This is a genomic window from Pantoea sp. GW821-FHT03E06, from assembly GCF_059420725.1.
The window spans coordinates 3,833,527-3,857,215 of the sequence record NZ_JBWKUG010000001.1 but is presented as its reverse complement, the minus strand read 5'-3'; the positions used below and the strand labels follow the sequence as shown (position 1 = coordinate 3,857,215).

General features: G+C 55.9%; 24 protein-coding genes. 18 read left to right on the top strand and 6 right to left on the bottom strand.

Translation table 11 applies throughout. The features are described 5' to 3' along the window. Positions 1-14 precede the first annotated feature (14 nt). From pilM to trpS, 12 genes are all read left to right on the top strand, one after another. On the top strand, positions 15-824 hold the full coding sequence (pilM, locus tag AC07WB_RS18065; protein ID WP_400458908.1) for a type IV pilus biogenesis protein PilM: 810 nt from the start codon (positions 15-17) through the stop codon (positions 822-824). Continuing rightward, the gene (locus AC07WB_RS18060; RefSeq protein ID WP_494940946.1) at positions 821-1,366 is read left to right on the top strand and encodes a PilN domain-containing protein; all 546 of its coding nucleotides are present in this window, start codon (positions 821-823) and stop codon (positions 1,364-1,366) included. Before pilM ends, AC07WB_RS18060 begins: the two co-directional genes overlap by 4 nt. Continuing rightward, positions 1,359-1,853 carry a HofO family protein gene (locus AC07WB_RS18055; RefSeq protein ID WP_097095788.1) on the top strand — a complete coding sequence of 165 codons (495 nt, stop codon included), beginning with the start codon at positions 1,359-1,361 and terminating at the stop codon, positions 1,851-1,853. The genes AC07WB_RS18060 and AC07WB_RS18055 overlap by 8 nt, the downstream gene beginning before the upstream one ends. Then, positions 1,843-2,223: a HofP DNA utilization family protein gene (locus AC07WB_RS18050; protein ID WP_494940945.1), complete on the top strand. Its 381-nt coding sequence runs from the start codon at positions 1,843-1,845 to the stop codon at positions 2,221-2,223. The genes AC07WB_RS18055 and AC07WB_RS18050 overlap by 11 nt, the downstream gene beginning before the upstream one ends. Next, positions 2,165-3,424 carry a DNA uptake porin HofQ gene (gene hofQ / locus AC07WB_RS18045; RefSeq protein ID WP_494940944.1) on the top strand — a complete coding sequence of 420 codons (1,260 nt, stop codon included), beginning with the start codon at positions 2,165-2,167 and terminating at the stop codon, positions 3,422-3,424. Before AC07WB_RS18050 ends, hofQ begins: the two co-directional genes overlap by 59 nt. Before the next feature lie 481 nt (positions 3,425-3,905). After that, complete coding sequence (gene aroK / locus AC07WB_RS18040) at positions 3,906-4,427, top strand: shikimate kinase AroK (RefSeq protein ID WP_008107887.1); 522 nt, start codon at positions 3,906-3,908, stop codon at positions 4,425-4,427. A gap of 39 nt (positions 4,428-4,466) precedes the next feature. Continuing rightward, positions 4,467-5,555 carry a 3-dehydroquinate synthase gene (gene aroB / locus AC07WB_RS18035; RefSeq protein WP_097095791.1) on the top strand — a complete coding sequence of 363 codons (1,089 nt, stop codon included), beginning with the start codon at positions 4,467-4,469 and terminating at the stop codon, positions 5,553-5,555. Between the two features lie 64 nt (positions 5,556-5,619). After that, positions 5,620-6,657: an SPOR domain-containing protein gene (locus tag AC07WB_RS18030; protein WP_097095792.1), complete on the top strand. Its 1,038-nt coding sequence runs from the start codon at positions 5,620-5,622 to the stop codon at positions 6,655-6,657. A gap of 96 nt (positions 6,658-6,753) precedes the next feature. Continuing rightward, positions 6,754-7,566 (top strand): adenine-specific DNA-methyltransferase, encoded by an 813-nt coding sequence (gene dam / locus AC07WB_RS18025; RefSeq protein ID WP_097095793.1) that lies wholly within the window; start codon positions 6,754-6,756, stop codon positions 7,564-7,566. A gap of 65 nt (positions 7,567-7,631) precedes the next feature. Next, positions 7,632-8,315, top strand: a complete 684-nt coding sequence (gene rpe / locus AC07WB_RS18020) for a ribulose-phosphate 3-epimerase (protein ID WP_097095794.1) — start codon at positions 7,632-7,634, stop codon at positions 8,313-8,315. Next, positions 8,299-8,976, top strand: coding sequence for a phosphoglycolate phosphatase (locus AC07WB_RS18015; protein ID WP_097095795.1), 678 nt, complete (start codon positions 8,299-8,301; stop codon positions 8,974-8,976). The genes rpe and AC07WB_RS18015 overlap by 17 nt, the downstream gene beginning before the upstream one ends. Positions 8,977-8,991: 15 nt before the next feature. Next, the gene (trpS, locus tag AC07WB_RS18010) at positions 8,992-9,996 is read left to right on the top strand and encodes a tryptophan--tRNA ligase (RefSeq protein ID WP_097095796.1); all 1,005 of its coding nucleotides are present in this window, start codon (positions 8,992-8,994) and stop codon (positions 9,994-9,996) included. Positions 9,997-10,069: 73 nt separating this feature from the next. On the opposite strand, the gene cysG is transcribed toward trpS, so the two are convergent. The 4 genes from cysG to nirB are packed head-to-tail and all read right to left on the bottom strand — an operon-like array spanning position 10,070 to position 15,175. Continuing rightward, positions 10,070-11,434, bottom strand: a complete 1,365-nt coding sequence (gene cysG, locus AC07WB_RS18005; RefSeq protein WP_097095797.1) for a siroheme synthase CysG — start codon at positions 11,432-11,434, stop codon at positions 10,070-10,072. A gap of 43 nt (positions 11,435-11,477) precedes the next feature. After that, positions 11,478-12,281, bottom strand: a complete 804-nt coding sequence (nirC, locus tag AC07WB_RS18000) for a nitrite transporter NirC (protein WP_345827933.1) — start codon at positions 12,279-12,281, stop codon at positions 11,478-11,480. 30 nt (positions 12,282-12,311) lie between these two features. Continuing rightward, positions 12,312-12,638, bottom strand: coding sequence for a nitrite reductase small subunit NirD (gene nirD, locus AC07WB_RS17995; protein WP_345827934.1), 327 nt, complete (start codon positions 12,636-12,638; stop codon positions 12,312-12,314). Then, positions 12,635-15,175: a nitrite reductase large subunit NirB gene (nirB, locus tag AC07WB_RS17990; protein ID WP_494940943.1), complete on the bottom strand. Its 2,541-nt coding sequence runs from the start codon at positions 15,173-15,175 to the stop codon at positions 12,635-12,637. Before nirB ends, nirD begins: the two co-directional genes overlap by 4 nt. A gap of 287 nt (positions 15,176-15,462) precedes the next feature. On the opposite strand from nirB, the gene AC07WB_RS17985 reads away from it, so the two are divergent. Further along, complete coding sequence (locus AC07WB_RS17985) at positions 15,463-16,746, top strand: cytosine deaminase (protein ID WP_345827936.1); 1,284 nt, start codon at positions 15,463-15,465, stop codon at positions 16,744-16,746. 33 nt (positions 16,747-16,779) lie between these two features. On the opposite strand, the gene tsgA is transcribed toward AC07WB_RS17985, so the two are convergent. Continuing rightward, a complete protein-coding gene (gene tsgA, locus AC07WB_RS17980; RefSeq protein ID WP_097095801.1) occupies positions 16,780-17,958 on the bottom strand; it encodes an MFS transporter TsgA in 1,179 nt (392 codons plus the stop codon). Between the two features lie 262 nt (positions 17,959-18,220). Here tsgA and ppiA point away from each other — a divergent pair, with 262 nt between their 5' ends. The 5 genes from ppiA to argD all read left to right on the top strand — a co-directional run bounded on the left by ppiA (position 18,221) and on the right by argD (position 21,570). Then, the gene (gene ppiA, locus AC07WB_RS17975) at positions 18,221-18,793 is read left to right on the top strand and encodes a peptidylprolyl isomerase A (RefSeq protein ID WP_097095802.1); all 573 of its coding nucleotides are present in this window, start codon (positions 18,221-18,223) and stop codon (positions 18,791-18,793) included. A gap of 98 nt (positions 18,794-18,891) precedes the next feature. Continuing rightward, positions 18,892-19,062 carry a YhfG family protein gene (locus tag AC07WB_RS17970; protein WP_097095803.1) on the top strand — a complete coding sequence of 57 codons (171 nt, stop codon included), beginning with the start codon at positions 18,892-18,894 and terminating at the stop codon, positions 19,060-19,062. Beyond that, positions 19,052-19,645, top strand: a complete 594-nt coding sequence (locus tag AC07WB_RS17965; RefSeq protein WP_494940942.1) for a putative adenosine monophosphate-protein transferase Fic — start codon at positions 19,052-19,054, stop codon at positions 19,643-19,645. The genes AC07WB_RS17970 and AC07WB_RS17965 overlap by 11 nt, the downstream gene beginning before the upstream one ends. Before the next feature lie 41 nt (positions 19,646-19,686). Continuing rightward, the gene (locus AC07WB_RS17960) at positions 19,687-20,262 is read left to right on the top strand and encodes an aminodeoxychorismate synthase component II (protein WP_097095805.1); all 576 of its coding nucleotides are present in this window, start codon (positions 19,687-19,689) and stop codon (positions 20,260-20,262) included. Positions 20,263-20,349: 87 nt separating this feature from the next. Continuing rightward, positions 20,350-21,570 carry a bifunctional acetylornithine/succinyldiaminopimelate transaminase gene (gene argD / locus AC07WB_RS17955; protein WP_097095806.1) on the top strand — a complete coding sequence of 407 codons (1,221 nt, stop codon included), beginning with the start codon at positions 20,350-20,352 and terminating at the stop codon, positions 21,568-21,570. Here argD and AC07WB_RS17950 read toward each other — a convergent pair. Further along, positions 21,567-23,645 carry a YccS/YhfK family putative transporter gene (locus AC07WB_RS17950; RefSeq protein WP_097095807.1) on the bottom strand — a complete coding sequence of 693 codons (2,079 nt, stop codon included), beginning with the start codon at positions 23,643-23,645 and terminating at the stop codon, positions 21,567-21,569. The two genes, argD and AC07WB_RS17950, sit on opposite strands and share 4 nt — an antisense overlap. Between the last annotated feature and the right edge of the window lie 44 nt (positions 23,646-23,689).

Genomic DNA, 23,689 nt, shown 5'->3' with positions numbered 1-23,689 from the left:
AGGAGATCGCGCACATGGCTTTTCAGCGCTGGCAAATCGGACTGGACATCCAAAACGGGCAAATCTGTGCCCTTGGCATTGAACGCCGACGTCACGGTTGGCAGTTGCGACATTGGTGGCAACAAACGCTGCCGCAAGATACGTTAAGAAACGGCGTGCTGCAAACCACGCCTGCGTTACTGGATATGTTAGGGCGCTGGCAGCGCCATCTGCCGAAGCGTTACTCACTGCGCGTTGGCCTGCCGCCGCAGCTGGTATTGCAACGCACCTTGCCGCTGCCTGAAACCTCGCTACGTGAGCCTGCCCTGAGTCGCTATGTAGCGGCTTCCGCGCAACGTCTGTTTCCTGTTGAGCCCGCTTCGCTGTCGCTGGATTACCGTTTGCCGGGTAAAGCCTCGCAGCTGTGTGTCACCGCCGCACGGCGCGAAGTGATTGCGCAATGGCTGGCTCCTTTGCAGCAGGCGGGCCTGAAACCAGACGTATTCGAGTTGAGCAGTCTGGCGCTCACGCAAATCGCCATGCGCATGCCTTTGCGACATAACCAGCTGCTGATTCATCCGCTCAGTGATCACTGGTTATGGACGCTCGCCGGTGAAAGCACCTCGTCTGGCGCAGCCACTGAACCCCTCACGTTTGCGCTATTGCATGAAACGTTCCCGCAGATGGAAACCGTATTTTGCACATCAACAGCCGTCTTGCCGGAAGCGCAGGTTCAGCGCTGTCAGCCGTTGACGCTGCTGCACTATCTCCAACCACCTTTACCTGCGCAGGAAGGTGATTTTACCGTCGCGCTGGGTTTGGCTCTGCGACCGGAGGATTCATGATGCTGGCGGTCAATTTACTGCCCTGGCGCCTGCATCAGCAGCAGCGCCAGCGAAAACAGAGCATAACGCTGCTGACGCTCACCTTAATGTTGACCTTGTTCATGCTGCTAATGCTGTGGTGGCGCGGGTTCGCTACGCGACAGCAGCAGTTGGAGCAGCTGATGGATATCACTTTTATCCTTAACGCGCTGCAACAACAGCTGGAAAAGCAGCAATCCCTGCTTCAACAGCGTGAATCATTGCTGCAGACGCAGCGCGCCGAGCAGCAACGACAGGCCCAGCATCGGCGCTGGCAAGGTTTCTGGCAGCAGCTGCCGGAATTGATGCCTGAAACCTTGTGGCTGAACCGACTCGAACGTCGACAAGGGCAACTCATGCTGGAAGGTCAGGCGCAGAGCATGGCGGCCGTGAGTGACTTTCGCCACCAGCTAATGACGCAGCCGCTTTTTTCCAGTGTGAGGCAGGGCGGTGTGCAACGGCAGGTCAGCGGCGACTACCGTTTTGCTCTGCATGCACGCGTGCAGGAGTTGGCAGATGAATGATCTCCTGCAGCGCTGGCTGACGCTGACGCTACCGTGGCGCATTGCCGGGGCGATGTTGCCGTCACTGCTGCTCTTCGCGCTGGCGTGGCTCGTGCTGCTTCGTCCGCAGCAGCTAATGCGTGAGGCACAAGAGCGAAAGATTGAGCAGATGGAACAACAGCAGCAACAGCGACAGCAAAAACTGACTTCTCTCCCCAGCATTGCTGCCTTAGAGGCGGAGATAGTTGCGCTGCAACAACCCGTAACGGGCAGCGAAGCACCACAAACTCTGGAAAAAATCGTGGCTGCACGCGGTAAGCAGCTGGAAGCCTGGCAGCCGGACAGCCAGCCACAGCAGCTTCAGCTGCGACTGATTTGGCCGCAATTTTTGCCGCTGTTTAGCGAGTTAGCCAGCACCTCTTTACCCGTGCCGCAACGTTTTCAGCTGCAAGCAGAGCAAGGCGTATTGAACACGCAGTTTTGGCTGGAGAGTGACGATGCGGAGTAGCGGCTTGCTGTTACTGCTATGTACCTCTCTGGCGCTGGCACGCGATCCCTTTCAGCCGCTGACCGAGAACCTATGTCAGGCACCGGCCAGTGCACCGGAAGGCTGGCGCCTGCAAGGCATTGTTGGCGTGCCGCCGCACTACGTGGCATGGCTGATTTCACCGCAAGGTAAAAGCCATCGGCTCATTGAGAACCAGCCTTTTCCGCTGCCGCCCTGGCGAGTGCAGCAGCTAACGGCACACACGCTGGTGTTAAGTGCCGTCCAACGCTGTCCACTTCAGCAAATAACATGGGTAATAAAAGGAGGTTTTTATGAAATGGATGATGGTACTGATGTTGCTGTGCCTAAGCGCGCCGCTGCGCGCCAGTGACGATCGCTTAAGTCTGGTATTTGACGATGCGCCGGTTGAGCGCATTTTGCAGGCGCTAGCGGATTATCAGGAGATTAACTTGCTCATTGCGCCGGGCGTTGAGGGCCGGTTATCGCTGCGGTTAGATAACGTTGATTGGCAACGCGCGCTGGCATTAGTGACGCAGATGGCAAAACTCACCGTCGTGCAGGAAGAAGGCGTGCTGCTGGTCTACCCGGAAAGCTGGCAACAGCTGCAGATACAGCAGGCACAGGCCGAGCGTGAAGAGAAACAGCAACAAACCCCGCTGGAGCAGCAAAGCGTGACGCTGCATTACGCCAGCGCCAGCGATATTTACCGCAGCCTGCAGGCTGAGCCCTCGCTGATGACAGCGCGCGGCAGCGTCACCGTGGACAGTCGCACCAATAGTTTGCTGCTGCGCGATACTGCACAAGCGCTACGTGAGACCGAGCGGTGGATAAAAGCGTTGGATTTACCGCTGGAGCAGGTGGAACTTGCCGCGCATATCGTCACCATCAACGAAGAACATCTGCGTGAACTCGGCGTTAACTGGGGCACATCTCCGGCAGATGTTGTCACTCAGGGGCTGAGAAATCCCCTGTTGGATATTCCATTGGCGGTGGGTAATCCGGCGCTTCGTGCCGGCGTCACGCTTGGTCAGGTTAGTGGTGAACTGTTAAACCTGGAGTTAAGCGCGCTAGAGCAGGAGAACCAAATCGAAATTATCGCCAGCCCGCGGCTATTTACCGCCCATCAACAAACCGCCACGATCAAACAAGGTACGGAAATCCCTTATGAGGTGAAGTCTGGCAACAGCGGGGCAACGGCGATCGAATTTAAAGAGGCGGTGCTGGGCATGGAGGTGACGCCCGTGGTGCTGGGTAACGGTCGAATACAGCTCAAATTAAAACTGAGCCAGAATTTACCCGGGCGCAGCGTGAATATTGGCGATAATCAGGTGCTCAGCATCGATAAGCAGGAGATTGAAACCCAGGTAACACTGCGTGATGGCGAAACTTTAGCGCTCGGCGGTATTTTCCAGCAGCAGCGTACGCAGAGTGCAAAACGCGTCCCCTGGCTGGGCGAGCTACCGCTACTGGGAAATTTGTTCAGCCATCAGACCGACGAACAGAAAAAAAAGGAGCTGGTTATCTTTATTACCCCCAGACTGGTCAGGGAAGCAGCGCTTTCCGCCGGATAAAGCGGAAAATTCGTTCTGTGAGGCCAACTGCGTTGACGCAGGGCAGGAATTAGCTTACAAGGTTTAGCGATTTTCAAAACGGTGTAACGGAACGCGGCAGAATAACCTTCCGAATGACGTCGGTCACAAGCGATACTGGCGTCAAAAGAAATATCTCCAAAATAATTCGCGTTGCAGGAAGGCGTTAAATGAGTGAATTCACAGTGCTTACCCAGGTAAGTGATTAGGGTGAATGACCCCAGCCAGCGGACCTGTAGCGTGAAATAGGATGGATTAGCGGAGGTGCGTTACCGTCTCGCGAACCACAGACCGGTCCTGTTAAGAGGTCGCCGGGGGCAATTTATTCGGTTGCCAAACGGCCATGAGTGTTGAGATAATTTTCCGTCTGACTCTTGTTAACGCTCATGAGGTCTCAGTTCCTGTCCCGCCAGCTATGCTGAACGCGGGGTATCATCAACGAATTCTTAGTAATACCGATAAAATGGCAGAGAAACGCAATATCTTTCTGGTTGGGCCGATGGGTGCCGGCAAAAGCACTATTGGTCGTCAGTTGGCTCAGCAACTCAATATGGAATTTTTCGATTCCGATCAGGAAATTGAGCGACGCACCGGAGCGGATGTAGGCTGGGTATTTGATGTGGAAGGCGAAGAAGGCTTCCGCGATCGTGAAGAAAAGATCATTAATGAGCTGACCGAGAAGCAGGGCATTGTCCTGGCGACAGGTGGCGGCTCAGTCAAATCCCGCGAGACCCGTAATCGTCTCTCCGCCCGCGGTGTGGTCGTGTACCTTGAAACCACCATCGAAAAGCAGCTTGCTCGTACCCAGCGTGATAAAAAGCGTCCGCTGTTGCAGGTTGAATCACCGCCGCGCGAAGTACTGGAAGCGCTGGCAGGTGAACGTAATCCGCTTTATGAAGAGATCGCTGATGTCACTATTCGCACTGACGATCAGAGTGCAAAAGTGGTGGCCAATCAGATCATCAACATGCTGGAAAAGAACTAATCCAGCGCCCTGAGGGCTCAGCAATAGGTATCGGTCATCATGGAGAAGATCACTGTCTCACTCGGGGATCGCAGTTACCCCATCACCATCGCTGCCGGACTGTTTAACGATCCGGCTTCTTTTTGGCCGCTCAAAGCAGGCGACAATGCCATGCTGGTGACAAACCAGACACTGGCGCCGATCTATCTCGAACCTCTGTCAGCGCTCCTTAGCAATGCCGGCGTAAAGGTAGATCAGGTCATTTTGCCTGATGGTGAGCAGTACAAAACGCTGGCGGTCATGGACGAGGTATTCACCGCGCTGCTTAAAAAGCCGCATGGACGAGATACCACGCTGATTGCACTCGGTGGTGGAGTGATTGGTGACTTAACCGGATTTGCCGCAGCCAGCTATCAGCGTGGCGTGCGCTTTATTCAGGTGCCGACCACGTTGCTGTCTCAGGTTGATTCCTCCGTCGGTGGCAAAACCGCGGTCAACCATCCACTCGGCAAAAACATGATTGGGGCGTTCTATCAGCCCGCCTCTGTCGTGGTGGATACGCATTGTCTGGCCACGCTGCCGCCGCGCGAATTAGCGTCCGGTCTGGCAGAAGTGATCAAATACGGCATTATTCTTGATGGCGAATTCTTCCAATGGCTGGAGCATAATCTTGATGCTCTGCTGGCGCTGGATGAAAAAGCCATGGCGTACTGCATCCGCCGCTGCTGCGAGTTAAAAGCTGAAGTGGTTGCGGCGGATGAGCGTGAAACCGGCGTACGCGCACTGCTTAATCTGGGCCATACTTTTGGTCATGCGATTGAAGCGCACATGGGCTACGGCAACTGGCTACACGGCGAAGCCGTGTCGGCTGGCATGGTGATGGCTGCGCGCACCGCTGAACGTTTAGGGCAGTTCACCTCTGCCGATACCGATCGCATCATCGCGCTGTTGCTGCGTGCCGGTTTGCCGGTGCACGGTCCGGCAAGCATGGCAGCGGAAGATTATCTGCCACACATGATGCGCGATAAAAAAGTGTTGGCTGGCGAGTTGCGTTTGGTGCTGCCTCTCGCTATTGGCCGCTCTGAAGTGCGTGCCGGTGTTGCACATGATATGGTGCTGGCAGCAATTAATGATTGCCAGAAACCCTGATTATTAGAAGTGATGAGTGGTGATGCGGCGTGTGGGAAGCGCGTCGTTTTACGGAGGAGGCTAAATGGATGAGTTCAAACCGGAAGACGAGTTAAAACCTGACGCCAGTGACCGCCGTCCAACGCGGCCACGTAAATCGTCTTCTGCGCCGAAAGTTAAAGTGCCGGTTTCTCGTCAGCATATGATGATGGGCATTGGTATTCTGGTTCTGCTGTTGGTGGTGCTGGGTATCGGTTCGGCATTGACCGGTCCGGATGAGAAGAAACCCGCGACGAATAACGCCAATAGCGGCGCAGCACCTTCTGCCAGTGGCAGCGAAAAGAACATCGATCTCTCAGGTTCGACGTCCATGAGCGGTCAGCAAAACGCTACACCTTCTGCTGAAGGCAGCGCACCGCAAAACACGGCGGGAACGGCTGCACCAGCGGGCAATGATTCCCAGTCCATCTCTATGCCATCGGTCTCTTCAACGCCGACTCAGGCTGCACCCGTGGATACTCCAGCAAATCAACAGCGTGTCACCCTCCCAGGCGATCTGAATACGGCGCTGAATAATCAGCAAGGTTCTGTTGATGCCGCAGCCCAAGGTGCACAGGGCAATAGCTCGCTGCCAACGGCACCGGCAACGGTAAGCGGTAATGGTAAAGCGATGACGCCGCCGGTGATGCATGCGGAAACGCCGTCGCGTAACACCAGCAATGGCGCACGTGAGACTCACGCTGCCAGCAACACGCACAAAGCACCGGCCGCGACCAAACCCGCACCGGTAAAAGAGAGCAAGACGCACACTACGCCGGCGCGCAATGCTGCGCCTGCAAGCAGCAGCGCCAGCAAATCGCTGCCGTCGGGCGGCAATTACACGCTGCAGCTGAGCGGTGCGTCGAAAGAAGAGAGCCTGAATGCCTGGGCGAGAAAACAAAACCTGAGCGGTTATCACGTGTATAAAACCACGCGCAACGGTGAACCCTGGTATGTGCTGGTGAGCGGAGCTTATGCTACGCCAGCCGATGCGAAACGCGCGGTGGCATCGTTGCCAGCAGAAGTGCGTGCCGCGAATCCGTGGGTCAAACCGCTTAGCCAGGTGAAAAAAGAAAGTCAGTAATTGATGTGGGGCCGCGCAGGTGCGGCCCCGTTTTAAGCGCAGAGCTGCTGTCGGTTTCACCACAGCCAATCATTAAGATGTAATAACCACGACAGCATGAAAAAAAATCGCGCTTTTCTGAAATGGGCCGGAGGGAAATACCCGCTCCTTGATGACATCCGTCGTCATTTGCCACAAGGTGATTGTTTAATCGAACCCTTTGTCGGCGCTGGTTCAGTATTCCTCAACACCGATTATGACCGCTATCACCTGGCGGACATCAACGGCGATCTCATCAATCTCTATAACATCGTCAAAACGCGTACTGCGGCGTTCATTGAAGACGCACGCCAGCTTTTCAATGCCGAAGGTAATACGGCGGAAACCTACTACGCGCAGCGCATCGCATTCAATGCCAGCAAAGATGAATATCAGCGCGCCGTACTGTTCCTCTATCTCAATCGCCACGGATACAACGGTCTTTGCCGTTACAATCTGCGCGGTGAGTTTAATGTGCCTTTTGGTCGCTACCGTAAGCCGTATTTCCCGGAAGCTGAACTGCTGTGGTTTGCCGAACGGGCGCAAAAAGCGACCTTTGTCTGTGAATCGTACGATGTTACTCTGACTAACGCCCCAGCGGGCTCGGTGGTTTATTGTGACCCGCCGTACGCGCCGCTGTCGGCGACAGCGAATTTTACCGCTTACCACACCAACAGTTTTAGCCTGCGTGAGCAGCAACATCTGGCGGAACTGGCCAATAAGCTGGCGCAACAAAACCGCATACCGGTGCTGATTTCTAATCACGATACGGTGCTCACGCGTGAGTGGTACCAGAATGCGGATTTACACGTAGTTAAAGCCCGGCGTTCCATCAGCCGAAGCATAAGTGGTCGCACACAGGTCGACGAACTGCTAGCGCTTTTCCGCTAGCCTGTTTCGTCCGCGACCAAGGCATTACGCCAGCTCCGGCTGGCGCACAAAATTGGGAGAATCGGATGAAACAATTTTTACTGGCCCCTTCAATTCTGTCTGCTGACTTCGCGCGTTTAGGTGAAGACACAGCCAAAGCGCTGGCGGCAGGTGGCGATGTCGTCCATTTCGATGTGATGGATAACCACTACGTTCCCAATCTGACGATGGGGCCGATGGTGCTGAAAGCGCTGCGCGATTACGGTATCACTGCACCTATTGATGTGCATCTGATGGTAAAGCCGGTGGATGCATTGATCCCGGAATTCGCGAAAGCTGGCGCCACCTTCATTACTTTCCATCCGGAAGCCAGCGAGCATGTTGATCGCACGCTGCAGCTGATCAAAGAGCACGGTTGCAAAGCCGGCTTGGTATTTAATCCTGCTACACCGCTCGACTACCTCGACTATGTCATGGATAAGCTGGATATCATTCTGCTGATGTCGGTGAATCCGGGCTTTGGTGGGCAATCCTTTATTCCCGGCACGCTCGACAAACTGCGCGAAGCGCGTCGCCTGATCGATCAAAGCGGCTACAACATTCGCCTGGAAGTGGATGGCGGCGTGAAGATCGACAACATCGGCCAGATTGCTGCCGCCGGTGCCGATATGTTTGTTGCCGGTTCCGCGATCTTTGGTCACCCCGATTACAAAAAAGTGATCGATGAAATGCGTGGCGAACTGGAGAAAGTTAATGGCTCATTTCACTGATATCCGCGCGCTGGCGTTCGATCTCGACGGGACGCTGGTGGATAGCGCACCGGGTTTGGCGCAGGCGATCGATCACGCGCTGGGCGATCTGCAACTGCCGCCGCCGGGTGTGGCGTTAGCATCAACCTGGATTGGCAACGGCGCGGATGTGATGATGACCCGCGCGCTGACCTGGGCGTTGGGTCGCGAACCGCATGCTGAAGAGCAGCGCGATGCGCGTGCGCTGTTCGATAAGTACTATGCCGAAACGGTGGAAGCGGGCAGCACCCTGTTCCCGCGGGTGAAAGAGACGCTGGCGGCGCTGCAGGCAAAAGGCCTGCCGCTGGCCATAGTCACCAACAAACCTACGCCGTTTGTCGCGCCATTGTTGAAGTCGCTCGGCATTGCTGACTACTTTACCCAGATTATTGGCGGCGATGATGTGATTGTGAAAAAGCCGCATCCAGCGGCCATTTTCCTTGTGCTCGGCCATTTTGGCGTGCTTCCCGGACAATTGCTGTTTGTCGGCGATTCGCGCAATGATATTCTCGCAGCCCAGGCGGCAGGCGTACCGAACATCGGTATGACTTTTGGCTACAACTACGGTGAGCCAATTGCGACCAGCCATCCCGATTTAACTCTCGACTCTTTTGACGAACTTTTGCCCGCTATCGGGCTGTGATTATCAGGACATAACATGAGCAAACCCATCGTTTTCAGCGGCGCCCAGCCTTCCGGTGAACTGACCATTGGCAACTATATGGGTGCGCTGCGTCAGTGGGTGCAGATGCAGGATGATTTCCACTGCATTTACTGCATCGTCGATCTGCACGCCATCACCGTCCGCCAGGATCCGGTTGCGCTGCGTAAAGCCACGCTGGATACGCTGGCGTTGTACCTTGCCTGCGGCATCGATCCGGCGAAAAGCACCATCTTCGTTCAGTCGCACGTGCCTGAACATGCGCAGCTGAGTTGGGTACTGAACTGTTACACCTACTTCGGCGAGCTGAGCCGCATGACGCAGTTCAAAGATAAATCAGCGCGCTACTCGGAAAACATCACCGCGGGCCTGTTTGATTATCCGGTGCTGATGGCAGCTGACATTCTGCTGTATCAAACCAATCAGGTGCCGGTGGGCGAAGATCAGAAGCAGCATCTGGAACTGAGCCGCGATATCGCGCAGCGTTTCAATGCGCTGTACGGCGATGTGTTCAAAGTGCCGGAGCCGTTCATTCCGAAATCAGGCGCGCGCGTCATGTCGCTGCTTGAACCGACCAAGAAAATGTCTAAGTCAGACGACAACCGTAATAACGTGATTGGTCTGCTGGAAGACACCACCGCAGTGGTGAAGAAGATCAAGCGCGCGGTAACAGACTCTGCTGAGCCGCCAGTGGTGCGCTACGACGTCAAAGAGAAGGCCGGTGTTTCTAACCTGCTGGATATTCTGGCGGGCGTAACCGGTAAAACCATAGCCGAGCTGGAACAGGAGTTTGAAGGCAAAATGTATGGCCATCTGAAAGGCGCGGTCGCGGATGCCGTTTCAGGCATGCTGACCGACTTGCAGGAGCGCTATCATCGTTTCCGTAACGACGAAGCGCTACTGAATCAGGTGATGCGCGATGGCGCAGCGAAAGCCCGCGCGCATGCGCAGGAAACGCTGAAGAAAGTGTACGAAGCGGTAGGTTTTGTCGCACAACCCTAAGCGGTTGGCCGGCGAGAACGCGACGGCGGATCATCATGATCCGCCGTTTTTATTTGTGCGATGGTCTGGTGGTTCAGAACCAGCGTAATTGAGGCCGCAGCGCCACTACGCGACCGACAATAATCAGCGCTGGACTTTCAAACTGCTGCGCCAACGTCGCCAGCTCTGCCAGCGTTGCGGTTTCCACGCGTTGCTGCGGCGTGGTGCCGTTCTGTACGATCGCCACCGGCATAGCGGCATCCATGCCGTGCTGCAACAGCTGTTGTTGGATTTCCGGCGCTTGCGCCAGCCCCATATAGAACACCAGCGTTTGCTGCTCCGCCGCCAGTTTGCGCCATTCAATCTCGCCATGCTGCTGTAAATGGCCCGTCACGAATCGTACGCTCTGCGCATGGTCGCGATGCGTAAGCGGAATGCCGCTGTAGGCAGCACAGCCCGATGCGGCCGTGATGCCTGGCACCACGCTAAACGGAATATGGTGTTGTGCCAGCAACTGCAGCTCTTCACCACCGCGCCCAAAGATAAAGGGATCGCCGCCTTTAAGGCGTACTACGCGTTTGCCGCTTTGCGCCTGTTCGAGTAAAACCTGGTTGATTTGCGCTTGGGGTACGCAGTGATGACCGGCCTGTTTGCCGACAAAGATGCGCTCAGCATCGCGACGTATCAGATTGAGAATCGGTTCTGAAACCAAGCGGTCATACACCACGACATCGGCCTGCTGAATATGCTGCAAACCTTTCAACGTGAGCAATCCGGCATCACCCGGCCCGGCGCCGACCAGCACCACTTCACCTTGCTGCGACAGCGGGGCATCGAACAAGTTATCGACGATGGCATCAGCACGTGGGCGATCGCCATTCGCCAGGGTTTGTGCCAGACGATCGCTCACGAAGAAGCGTTCCCAGAACGCGCGGCGCTGCGCCATGCTGGCAAAGGTGCGCTTCACACGGCCACGCAACGAACCGGCCAGGGACGCCAGCTCTCCGAGATGCTGTGGCAGCATCGCTTCGAGCTTCTCCCGAAGCAAACGTGCCAGCACCGGCGCGCGGCCGCCGGACGAAACGGCAATCATCAGCGGTGAGCGATCGACAATCGATGGCATGATCGCGCTGGCTTCCTGCGGCGCATCCACCAGATTGCAGAAGATGCGACGCTGCTCGGCTGCGAAAGCCACCTGCTGATTGACCGCATCATCATTGGTGGCGGCAATCACCAGCCAGCACGAGTCCAGCCAGCCATCATCAAACGCGCCGGTTAATAAGGTCACCTTTCCCTGTTGTGCCCACTGCTGAAACGCGGGGGAGAAATCCAGCGCGCCAACGTGCAGATCGGCACCGGCATCCAGCAGCAAACGCGCTTTGCGTTCTGCTACATCTCCCGCTCCTACCAGCAAACAGCGTTTGCCTTGCAGGCGGCAAAACAGCGGAAAGTAGTCCATAGCTCATCCTAAAAAAAGCCCGCACGGGGCGGGCTGAAAATGGTTATACCGCTTTGAGCGGCGTGGCTTGCGCTTCGGCCTGTGGACGCTGCGCCAGCGGGGTGGCATACCAATAACCGAGACCCATCAGCACCATGCCGGAGAACATGTTGCCCAGCGTTACCCACAGCAAATTGTGGCCGATGCCGCTCAAAGTGAGGTCCGCATTATGCTGACCAAACCACGACAGTGCAAAGACTGTCATATTGGCTACGGAGTGCTCATAGCCGGAAGCGATAAACGCCAGTAAACACCACCAGATCGCGATGAACTTCGCCGTGCCTTCGGTGCGTAGTGCCATCCAGATTGCCAGGCATACCAGCCAGTTACACAGTGCGCCCTTGAAGAACAGCGCCATGGCTGGCTGCGTGGTTTTCGCCAGCGCGGCGCTATGAATTAGCGAGCCAGCATTGGGGAGCAATGGGCCTGCCGCATAGTAATAGATCAGTGCGACCAGCACGGAGCCGATTAAATTCCCCAGCCAGGTTTGCGGCAGTACACACCACATCTGGCCTTGCTTGATGGTGCCGGCTTTCACGCCAATGGTCAGGAACAGGGTATGACCGGTGAACAGCTCGGAACCGGCGATGATCACCAGCGTCAACGCGATCCCGAAGGTGGCGCCCATCAGCAGCGGACGGTAAGCCGGATCGACCAGATTGCCCAAGGTGAAAATCAGGATGATGGCCAAACCAACGTAAGCACCAGCCATCGCCGAGCCGATCCAGAAGGCCAGCGGGCTGTGCTGCGCGGTACGCACAATGCGTGCCGCATTGGCGGCACATTTATTCAGGGTGTCAGTAAACATAGTGACGTCTCATTAAGTAAAGGAATGCGGTCAGGCACAAATCTCAACCCGGCCTTTGCTGACTCGCACCGGATAGCTCGCCACCGAACGTGCTTCGTCTTCCAGGCAGAAGCCATCACTTAGGCGGAAGCGCTGCTTTTTCAGCGGGCTAGCCACCCACAGCGCTTGCTGGTGCTCAGCAATCAGGCCGCGTGATAACACGCTGGCCTGGGCGAAAGGATCGATATTGCTCAATGCGTAGAGCTGTTCATCGTCACGTGGACGGAAGATAGCAATCTGCTGGCCTTTGACCAGCGCACACACGCCGGTCGCAGGCAGGATTTGCTTGAGTTCACACACGGAATGCCACTGGCTCATGCGTCAATCTCCTCAATCAGAGTGACCGCAATGCGCTCGTCGGGACGTGCCGGACGATGCTGCTCGCGTTGGTTAATATGCTGCACCAGCGGATCGCGCTGGTCGCTGTTGATAAAGGTGTTGAAGTGAGCCTGCTGCTGAGGATCTTGCACCGTTGCTGTCCATTCGCAGATCACTTCGCCACGCAGACGTGCCAGTTCGCTCTCCAGCTGCGCATTCAGGCCGAGCTTGTCGTCAACAATGACGCTGCGCAGGTAATCGATGCCGCCATCCATGCTTTCCAGCCACAGCGAAGTGCGTTGCAGGCGGTCGCCGGTGCGGATGTAGAACATCATGAAACGATCGAGATAGCTCAGCAGCGTGTCGCGATCGAGATCGGCAGCCAGCAGATCGGCATGACGTGGTTTCATGCCGCCATTACCGCACACATACAGGTTCCAGCCTTTCTCGGTGGCGATGATGCCGACATCTTTACCCTGTGCTTCCGCGCACTCGCGCGTGCAGCCGGAGACGCCAAATTTCATCTTGTGCGGGGTACGAATGCCTTTGTAGCGGTTTTCCAGCTCAATACCGAAGCCAAGGCTGTCGCCAACGCCAAAGCGGCACCAGACGCTGCCCACACAGGTTTTCGCCATGCGCAGCGCTTTGGCATACGCCTGTCCGGTTTCAAAACCGGCCGCGATCAGCTGCGTCCAGATAGCTGGCAGATCGTCACGCTGTGCGCCAAACAGGCCAATACGCTGCGAGCCGGTGATTTTGGTGTAGAGATTGTACTGACGCGCCACGGTGCCAATCGCCATCAACCCTTCCGGGGTAATTTCACCGCCGGCCGAGCGCGGGATCACCGAGTAAGTCCCATCTTTCTGGATATTGCCGAGGAACAGATCGTTGCTGTCCTGCAGCGGTGCCAGCTGCGGCTTCAGCACGTACTCGTTCCAGCAGGAGGCCAGCAGCGAACCCACGGTGGGCTTACACACTTCGCAGCCGTAGCCCTGACCATATTTGGCCAGCAGCGCGTCAAACGATGTGATCTCTTCCACGCGAATCAGGTGATACAGCTCCTGACGCGAGTAGGGGAAGTGCTCACACAGATGATTGTTAACGTCGATGCCCTGACGGCTCAATTCACCGTTCAGCACCTGCGTAATCAGTGGAATACAGCCGCCGCAGCCGGTACCCGCGCGCGTTTCGGCTTTCAGCGCCGCTACGGTATGGCAACCACCCTGCACGGCTTTGACGATATCGCCTTTACTCACGTCAAAGCAGGAGCAGATTTGCGCGCTATCCGGCAGCGAATCAACGCCCATTACCGGTTTATCGCCGCTGCCTGCCGGTAGGATCAGCCCTTCCGGATTTTCCGGTAGCGGGATGTTATTCAGCGCCAGCTGCAACAGATTGCCGTAATCGCTGGTATCTCCCACCAATACCGCGCCCAGTAATGTGAGGTTATCCTCGCTGACAATCAGGCGCTTATAGATGTTTTTCTGCTCGTCGAGCCACAGGTAGCTGCGCGCACCCGGCGTGCGGCCATGCGCGTCACCAATGCCACCGACATCCACGCCCAGCAGTTTCAGCTTGGCGCTCATGTCTGCACCGGCAAACAGGTTGTCGCGGCCAACCACGGCATCGCTGGCAACCTGCGCCATCTTGTAGCCCGGTGCGACTAAGCCGTAAATACGGTTCTGCCACGCGGCACATTCACCGATCGCATAAATCGCCGGATCGCTGGTCTGACAGCGATCGTCAATGGCGATGCCGCCGCGCTCGCCCAGCGTTAAGCCGCACTGTTTGGCCAGCTTATCCTGCGGGCGAATACCGGTGGAGAAGACGATGAAATCGACATCCAGCGCGCTGCCATCGGCAAACTCCAGCGTTTTACCACCTGTGGCATGATGGACAATCTGCTGCGTGTTTTTGCCGGTGTGGACGCGTACGCCCATCTGCTCGATTTTGCGTCGCAGCTGCTCGCCGCCCTGGGGATCGAGCTGTTCCGCCATCAGCACCGGTGCAAACTCAATCACGTGGGTTTCAATGCCGAGATTTTTCAGCGCGCCCGCCGCTTCGAGCCCCAGTAATCCGCCACCAATCACCGCGCCGCGTTTGCTGCGGCGTGAACAGGCTTCAATGGCGTTAAGATCTTCAATGGTGCGATAGACGAAACAGTCGCTGCCTTCCGCGCCTTTGATGGGCGGAATCCATGGATAGGAACCGGTGGCGAAAATCAGCGTGTCGTAATGCACTGTGCGACCGGTATTCGAGTGAATCAGTTTTTCGTCGCGGTTAATGGTGATGGCGCGTTCGCCGAGTAATACATTTACCTGATGCTTCTGATAGTAACCTTCGCGCACCAGCGAGAGTTCTTCAGCGGTGTGATGGGAGAAATAGGCGGAAAGGTGGACGCGATCATAGGCGACCCGGGGCTCTTCACAGAAAACGGTTATCGCAAACTGATTCGATTCATCTTTGTCGATAAGTTCTTCTATAAAGCGGTGGCCGACCATGCCGTTGCCAATGATAACGACACTGTGCTTGCTCATGCTTGCCTCAAAAATTGCGGTATCTGCGCCTACCTTAGCGCGGCGCTTTTGGCGCTTATTGATATGCATCAAGCGCGCCTTTATATACCTATTTTGAGGTATGTAACTGATTTTGAACGAATTAGTTAAGTGGCTTATTTGGTTGATAATTACCCAATCATTTTCTTCGCCGCAGCTTCCCTCGCGGCGCGATTCATCGCGCAATAAATGGCGCCGCTACGGAATGTGCCCGCAGTAACATTGGTTTTCATGCTAGCTTTAGATTTTGTGTTTTAGCGGAGAACGGCATGGCAAATCCATCACTGAAGTGGATCAACAACCTGCGCGTAGCAGGGCAGCAAGGCTTGTGGCAGATCGAAATCGACAACGGCAAGATTGCGCACCTTCGACCGCAGCCGCCACACACGGTTGAGCAGGCTGATGCGCTGGATGCGGAAGGCGGGCTAGCCAGCGCGCCGTTTATCGAACCGCACATTCACCTCGATACCACGCAAACCGCTGGCGAACCAGCCTGGAATCAATCCGGCACGCTGTTTGAGGGCATTGAACGCTGGGCTGAGCGTAAAGCACTGCTCAGCCATGAAGATGTGAAACAGCGCGCGCAGCAAACGCTGAAGTGGCAAATCGCCAACGGTATTCAGCACGTGCGCACCCACGTTGATGTTTCCGATCCCACGCTAACCGCGTTAAAAGCGATGCTGGAAGTGAAAGCAGAGATGGCACCGTGGATCGATATCCAGATTGTGGCGTTTCCGCAGGAAGGCATTCTCTCTTATCCCAATGGTGAAGCGCTGTTAGAAGAGGCGCTACGCATGGGGGCAGATGTGGTGGGTGCCATTCCGCACTTCGAATTCACCCGCGAATACGGCGTTGAGTCGCTGCATAAAGCCTTTGCATTGGCCAATCGCTACGATCGGCTGGTGGATGTGCACTGTGACGAGATCGACGATGAGCAGTCGCGCTTTGTCGAAACCGTGGCGGCGCTGGCGCATCGCGATGGCAACGGCGAACGCGTCACCGCCAGCCACACCACGGCGATGCACTCTTACAACAATGCCTATACATCGCGCCTGTTTCGCCTGCTTAAGCTTTCCAATATCAATTTCGTTGCCAATCCGCTGGTGAATATCCATCTGCAAGGGCGCTTTGATAGCTATCCCAAGCGTCGCGGCATCACGCGGGTGAAAGAGCTGCTGGAGGCCCACATCAACGTCTGTTTTGGGCACGATGACGTGTTCGATCCCTGGTATCCGCTTGGTACCGCCAGCATGCTACAGGTGCTGCATATGGGACTGCACGTCTGTCAGCTGATGGGTTACGAGCAGATCGATAACGGATTGCAGCTGATTACCGCGAACAGCGCCAAAACCCTGCAGCTGGCAAATTACGGTATTCAACCGGGCAACGATGCCAGTTTGATTATTCTGCCGGCAGAGAGTGGATTTGATGCGGTCCGGCGACAGGTGCCGGTGCGTTATTCGCTGCGCAAAGGGATGGTGGTGGCAGCGACGCAGCCAGCCAGCAGTGAGATCTATTTAGCAGAGAAAGAGGCGGTGACGTTTAAGCGCTGAAGAGCAGGGCGGAGCGAACTCCGCCCGTCGAACTTAGTGGGTAACATGGCCGTGCTGGCGATGTTTAGTCACAAAGCCCAGCAGAACACACATCACAAATACCACGGCGTACAAACCGTTGGCGGTTGAGAGTGCCGCATGCGCGCCACCTTTTGCCACGATGGGGCCGGTTACCACAAATGTCAGCATGGTGCCGACGGTGCCGCAGGTCAGGATGAAGTTCACCAGCTTCGGTGAAGAGACCTTGGTTTGCAGCGAGCCCAGCGTGATGATGGTGGTGTAAATCGCGCTTGAGCTGAAGCCCAGCGTCATGATGATCCAGTGCAGCATGCTGGCATCGTTGGACGTGACGAACCAGTACATCAAACCGGTTGCCAGTGCCGCGAGCACCATCAGGATGCGCTGCAGATCGAAGAAGCGCAGCACGAAGCTGAAGACCCACATGCCAACCATATAGGCGGTCCAGAAATTACCCACCAGTTGCCCGGCAGCGGCAATATCCATGCCCATCGATTTGGTGGCGTATTCTGGCACCCACGAGATGAAGCCGAGCTGGCCGAGGATGTAGCACAGTGCTGCAATCGACAGGAACAGCACGCCGACGCCCCACTTCTCTTTCTCCACGCCGGGCTTAGCGGCTTCGCTCTTCAATACCGGGAACTCAATGCACAGCGTCAGTACAAAAATCGCGAGATAAATCACGCCGATGCAGGCATAAACCCAATACCATGGCAGCGCGCGCGCCAGCAGGATACCCGCGATGATCGGGAAAATGGTGCCCGCCATGCTGAAGAACGAATCGGTAAACAGCAGACGTGCGCCGCGTTGACGACCATCATAAAGATGGGTGATCAGGAAGGTCCCGATCGACATAGTGATGCCGCTGACCACGCCGAGCACGAACATGCACAGCGAGAACACGGTGAGATCGTGGCTGGTCATCAGGCCGGCGACGGCAAGAATCATCAATACAAAGCCAAAGATCAGCTGGCGCTTCAGCGGCACAATGACCATCAGCCAGGCATTCAGGAACACTGACACCAAAATGCCCGCATTAAGGAAGGTAAAGGTGTTACTCATTTCTGAGATAGGACGCTGGAAATACTGTGCGATATTGTCCAGCACCATACCGGTAACAATCACCAGTGCGCCAGTAAGCGCATAGGAGAAATAGCTAATCCAGGTAAGGCCGAGCCGATTACGGTTTGTCATGTTCTGAACCTGTGAAGCGCCGAGATTGGCAAAAAGTGTCATGAATTGTAAGTGCAACTGTGATCTTAATAAACAACGAGTGAAACAAGCTGGGTATATTTCACTAATAGTGTGATTTTAATCACGCAAATGATTGCGCGGCGGCAAAAGTATGACAATCGCAACATCCACGTAAATATCGGTAAAACGCTGGCTCTTGGATTACTTGCTCTTTACAATCAATCTCGTTTTTGAGCTAGCTCTCCATGGTAAGGAATCTTTCATGCTTAAACGTACTTTGACAGCGGCAGTTGCCCTGTTAGCGCTCTCTTCCGTATCTTCTGCCGCGCTGGCAGCAAAAGGGGATACACATGTGCTGCTCACCACCTCTGCGGGCAATATCGAACTCGAACTGAACAACCAGAAAGCCCCGGTTTCGGTGAAAAACTTCGTTGATTACGTCAACAACGGTTTCTACAACAACACCATTTTCCACCGCGTTATTCCTGGCTTTATGATTCAGGGCGGCGGATTTACGGCGGATATGCAGCAAAAGCAAACTGTTGCGCCAATCAAAAACGAGGCCGACAACGGCTTACGTAATCTGCGTGGCACCATTTCGATGGCGCGTACCGCAGATAAAGATAGCGCCACCAGCCAGTTCTTCCTCAACGTGGCAGATAACGCCTTCCTCGATCACGGTCAGCGTGATTTCGGTTATGCAGTGTTTGGTAAAGTTGTGAAAGGCCAGGATGTGATTGATAAGATTGCTCAGGTACCGACCAAAGATGTGGGTCCGTACCAAAATGTGCCATCAAAACCGATTGTTATCCTTTCCGCCAAAGTCCTGCCTTAATCGCGAAACGCGCCATTTTTGTTGGGCGCGTTATTGCCCCTCCGGCAAAGCAAAAAATTGCTGCTTATACTTAGGGCTCATTGCCAGCCGGAGGCGCTATGACCAGCAAACTCACCGAGAAACAAAAAGCCACCTTGTGGCAGCAGCAGCGCGCTGCGAGCTATCAAGCCAGTTGTCGTCTGGCCGGATACACATCTACTGAACCCTTGATCGATGCGGAACATGCCGAAGAACGACTTGCGTCGCTGAGGAGGCAATATGGCGGATAACAGCCTGGCGGTGCGCGATCCCTATCTGTGGCAAAACGACAACGTGCTCAAGAATCGCCTCGACATTCACGATGAAGCGCAGCTGCGTAAAGCCGAACTGGCCTTCAGCAGCGCGCGCCTGGCGACGTTAGAACTGGGTCCGCGCAGCATCGGCTTGCCGCGGTTGTGCCATATTCATCGCACGCTATTTCAGGATCTTTATAGCTGGGCGGGAGAGCTGCGCACTATCGATATCTGGCGTGATGAAACGCCCTATTGCCACTGCGAATATATCGAGAAAGAGGGCAATACGCTGATGCAGGCGTTGGAAGAGGAGCGCGGTTTGGCCGACCTGGCAGTGGAAACCTTTGCGGCACGGATTGCGCACTACTACTGTGAGATTTTCGTCCTGCATCCGTTCCGCGCTGGCAATGGACGCGCGCAGCGTATCTTCTTCGAACAGCTGGCGTTGCACGCCGGGTACCAGCTGGCGTGGGACACGCTCAAGCGCGATGAATGGCGCGCGGCGATCTCGGCGGGCGTCGCCGGCGATCTGGCTCCGCTTACCGCGCAGTTTGCGAAAGTGGTGAGCCCGATTAGCTAAAATGGGTAGAATAGCGCCGCTTTTACTGGCCTGAGGGCGCTATGCTACTGCTAATCGATAACTACGACTCCTTCACCTGGAATCTCTACCAATACTTCTGCGAATTGGGCGCTGATGTGCGCGTGGTGCGCAACGATGCCATTACGCTGCAAGAGATTGAAGCGTTGCCGCTGACGCATCTGGTGATTTCGCCGGGTCCGTGTACGCCGGACCAATCTGGCATCTCGCTTGCCGCTATTCGTCACTTCGCCGGACGTGTGCCGATTCTGGGGGTTTGCCTTGGGCATCAGGCGATCGCTCAGGCATATGGCGCGCAGGTGGTACGCGCGCGGCAGGTGATGCACGGTAAAACCTCGCGCATTCAGCACAGCAATCAAGGCGTGTTCCGCAACCTGAATAATCCGCTGACCGTGACGCGCTATCATTCGCTGATTGTGGCGCGCGATACGCTGCCTGCAGACTTTGAAATTACCGCGTGGAGCCTGCGCGACGGCGAACCGGATGAGATCATGGGCTTCCGCCATCGCACCTTGCCGCTGGAAGGCGTGCAGTTTCACCCGGAAAGCATCCTCAGTGAACAAGGTCACCAGCTGCTGGCTAATTTCCTCAGCGCGTAACTTATATTTGCCATGGTGTGATTTTTTATGCATATTTTGTGATTATAATTTCACATTAGCTCAACAAATAACCCGATGAGGTCGTCAATGGCAGCGGAAAAACTAGCGGTAACCCGGGAAACGTTCGATAACGTAATTTTGCCTGTTTATGCACCTGCGCAGTTTGTGCCGGTTAAAGGCAAGGGCAGCCGAGTGTGGGATCAGCAGGGCAAAGAGTATATCGATTTCTCAGGCGGTATTGCGGTGACGGCATTGGGCCATTGTCATCCGGCGCTGGTGGAGACGCTGAAAACCCAGGGCGAAACGCTGTGGCACACCAGCAACGTGTTCACTAACGAACCGGCGCTGCGTCTGGCGAGTAAACTGATCGCTGCTACCTTTGCCGACCGCGTGTTTTTCGGTAACTCCGGCGCAGAAGCCAACGAAGCGGCCTTCAAGCTGGCGCGCTATTATGCCTGCAAAAAACACAGCCCATTCAAAAGCAAAATTATCGCTTTCCACAATGCGTTCCATGGCCGCACGCTGTTTACCGTGTCGGTTGGCGGGCAGCCGAAATATTCCGATGGCTTCGGGCCAAAACCGGCTGACATCGTGCATGTGCCGTTCAACGATCTCGACGCGGTAAAAGCGGTGATTGACGATCACACCTGCGCCATTGTGGTAGAACCGATTCAGGGCGAAGGCGGCGTGGTACCGGCTACGCAGGAATTTATGCAGGGCCTGCGTGCCTTGTGCGACGAACATAATGCGCTGCTGGTATTAGATGAAGTACAGAGCGGCATGGGCCGCAGCGGTAAGCTGTTCAGCTACGAGCATTACGGCATCAAGCCCGATATCCTGACCACCGCGAAAGCGCTGGGCGGCGGATTCCCGGTAAGCGCGATGTTGACCACCAATGACATTGCGGCAGTGATGGCGCCGGGCGTGCACGGCACCACATACGGCGGCAATCCGCTGGCCTGCGCGATTGCGGAAACCGCGCTGGATATCATCAATACTCCGGAAGTGCTGGAAGGTGTGGAAGCGCGCCGCCAGCAGTTTGTGGAAGCGCTGCAGGCCATCAACAGTAAATTCGCTATCTTCAGCGAGATTCGTGGCAAAGGTCTGCTGATAGGTGCCGCGCTGCAGCCGCAGTTCGCCAGCAAGGCGCGCGACATCCTCAATGCTTCTGCTGCGGAAGGGCTGATGATTCTCACCGCCGGCAGCGATGTGATTCGTTTTGTGCCGTCGCTGGTGATTGAGCCAACCGACATCGCCGAAGGCATGACGCGTTTCGCTACGGCGATTGAAAAGGTGCTGGCCGCTTAATCCGCTTTCGGGCGTAACGCCTTGAGCCAGCGGCCATGATGCGGTCGCTGGCTCCACGCCAGTGAAGAGATAGTGTGCATGACGTTAAGGTGCTGCAAAATCCGCTTCACGTGCTGTTCGACAATCGTTACCGGCCCTTCATTAAGATTTTCCGGCGCTTCCAGAATATTGCTGTCGTTGCCCGGCCCGTCATACGCCAGCCGCTGCTGACAGCGCTGCAGCGCGATTTCACAGGATTGCAGATACCGTTCCGCCAGCTTCGACGTCAACATGGTGTGCTCGCGCGCGAGAATCGTCATGGCGTTGATGTGCTCAACGATAAACTGGCTGTGCGTCACCCACATGCGCATATCTTGCAAATATTGCAGGTTGAAGCCGGGCTCGCTCGACGCCTGGTTCAGGGAGTTGAACAGCGCATTGTGCGCCTGATTAACCTTTATGCGCTGATAAGCCAGCTTCTCCGGCGCCTGTTCCGGCCCGAGCAGCAAGCGCAGTGCGTCCTGATATGCTTCCAGCGCATCGTGCGCATTTTTACGCAGCAGCCCGCTTTGCCACTGTGGCCATAGCCAAATCATACCGGCGAAAGCAATCAAACAGCCCATTAGCGTGTCCATCATGCGCGGCAACAAGAATTGCGCGCCGTTGAGCGATAGCAGCTGCAGTGAATACACCGCGGTGACGGTGAAGCCAATCATCGACCAGCCGTAATATTTCCGCGTGATCAGATAGCTCGCCAGCGTGATGCCCAGCATAAATAGCAGAGTGATCGACTCCGGCACCGCCAGCCGCAGCGAGGCGGCGGCAATCAGCAAACCGGCAAAGGTGCCCAGCGCACGGTGCTGAATACGCACGCGCGTGGCGCTGTAGCCGTTCTGGCTGACGAACATGATGGTCATCAGAATCCAGTAGGGTTTAGGAATGTTGAAGAACAGCGCCAGCGCGCTACCAAACATCAGCATTACGGCGAAGCGGGCCGCGGTGCGTAACGCGGTAGATTTGAATGATAAATAGCTGCGCAACGCTGGCAATAGCGGTAAGCGGCGCTGACGATCGGCCATGAGATCGCGCGTGTAAAGCGGCTTCTGCGTGCGCAATACGCGGGCGATGCGGCTGAAGTGATAGAGGCAGAAGTTGCCAACCGGGTTATCCGGATGCTGACGGGCAATTTTCTCCAGCGCACCCAGCTGTTTCTCCATGTGAAAACGATCCGGCAGCTGATGATAGAGAATCGCATCAGCCAGCACGCGCAAACGTGCGGAGATGATTTTGGCGTTCCAGCGGATCACCGCTTCAGCGTGGCTCTCCTCCACCAGTTTCTGTACCTCTTCGGGCTGATGCAGGCTGACCGAGATGTGTTCCTGCAAATCCAGCGCCACCTGGAAGGCGCGCGTCAGGCGCTTGTGACTGTTATCGCGGCTGGCCGACAGCATATGCATTTGCTGGTAACAGGTAGTGATGAGATCGACCGCTTTCTGCTGGCGCGCCAGCAGCGGCGGTAACGCTTTTTCCGGATCGGTCAGCTGTGTCAGTAAGGTGTATTTGGCATCGCAATAATCCGCCAGCTCGCGAAACAGCAGGCTGAGCGATTCACGCATCGGCTGCTCTTTCCACAGCCAGAACCAGAACCAGTTGAACAAGCCGTACCACAGCGTACCGCCAATATAGAGCAGCGGCGGCACCCATATCGGCATGCGCCCAACCAGGCTGAGCGTAAAGATAGCAGCGATTAAGGTGGCGGGCAGCAGGCGTGCATGCAGCGGGCCGATTTCGCCGGTCACGCCGATCAGCAGCGGTAGCGCCAGCAGGATCAACGGCAGCGGAATCTGGTAAGCGGTCAAAATTTGCATCAGGAAGCTGCCGGTGGCAAACAGCGAACCACCCACAATCAAGCGTTTGAAAAAGCGTTTGTGCGGCGTATCAAGACCCGCCATATTGCAGCAGGCAGGCACTAGCGAGAACAGCAGACCTTTTTGCAGATCGCCAAACAGCCAGCCGAGAGCCACAGGCAGGCACAGCACCAGCGTTTGCCGCAGTGCATAGTTAACTTCAGGATGATAGATGATTCGGCGCCACATCAGCTCATCGCAAATAGAAACGGCGCGATGTTGCCATCACGCCG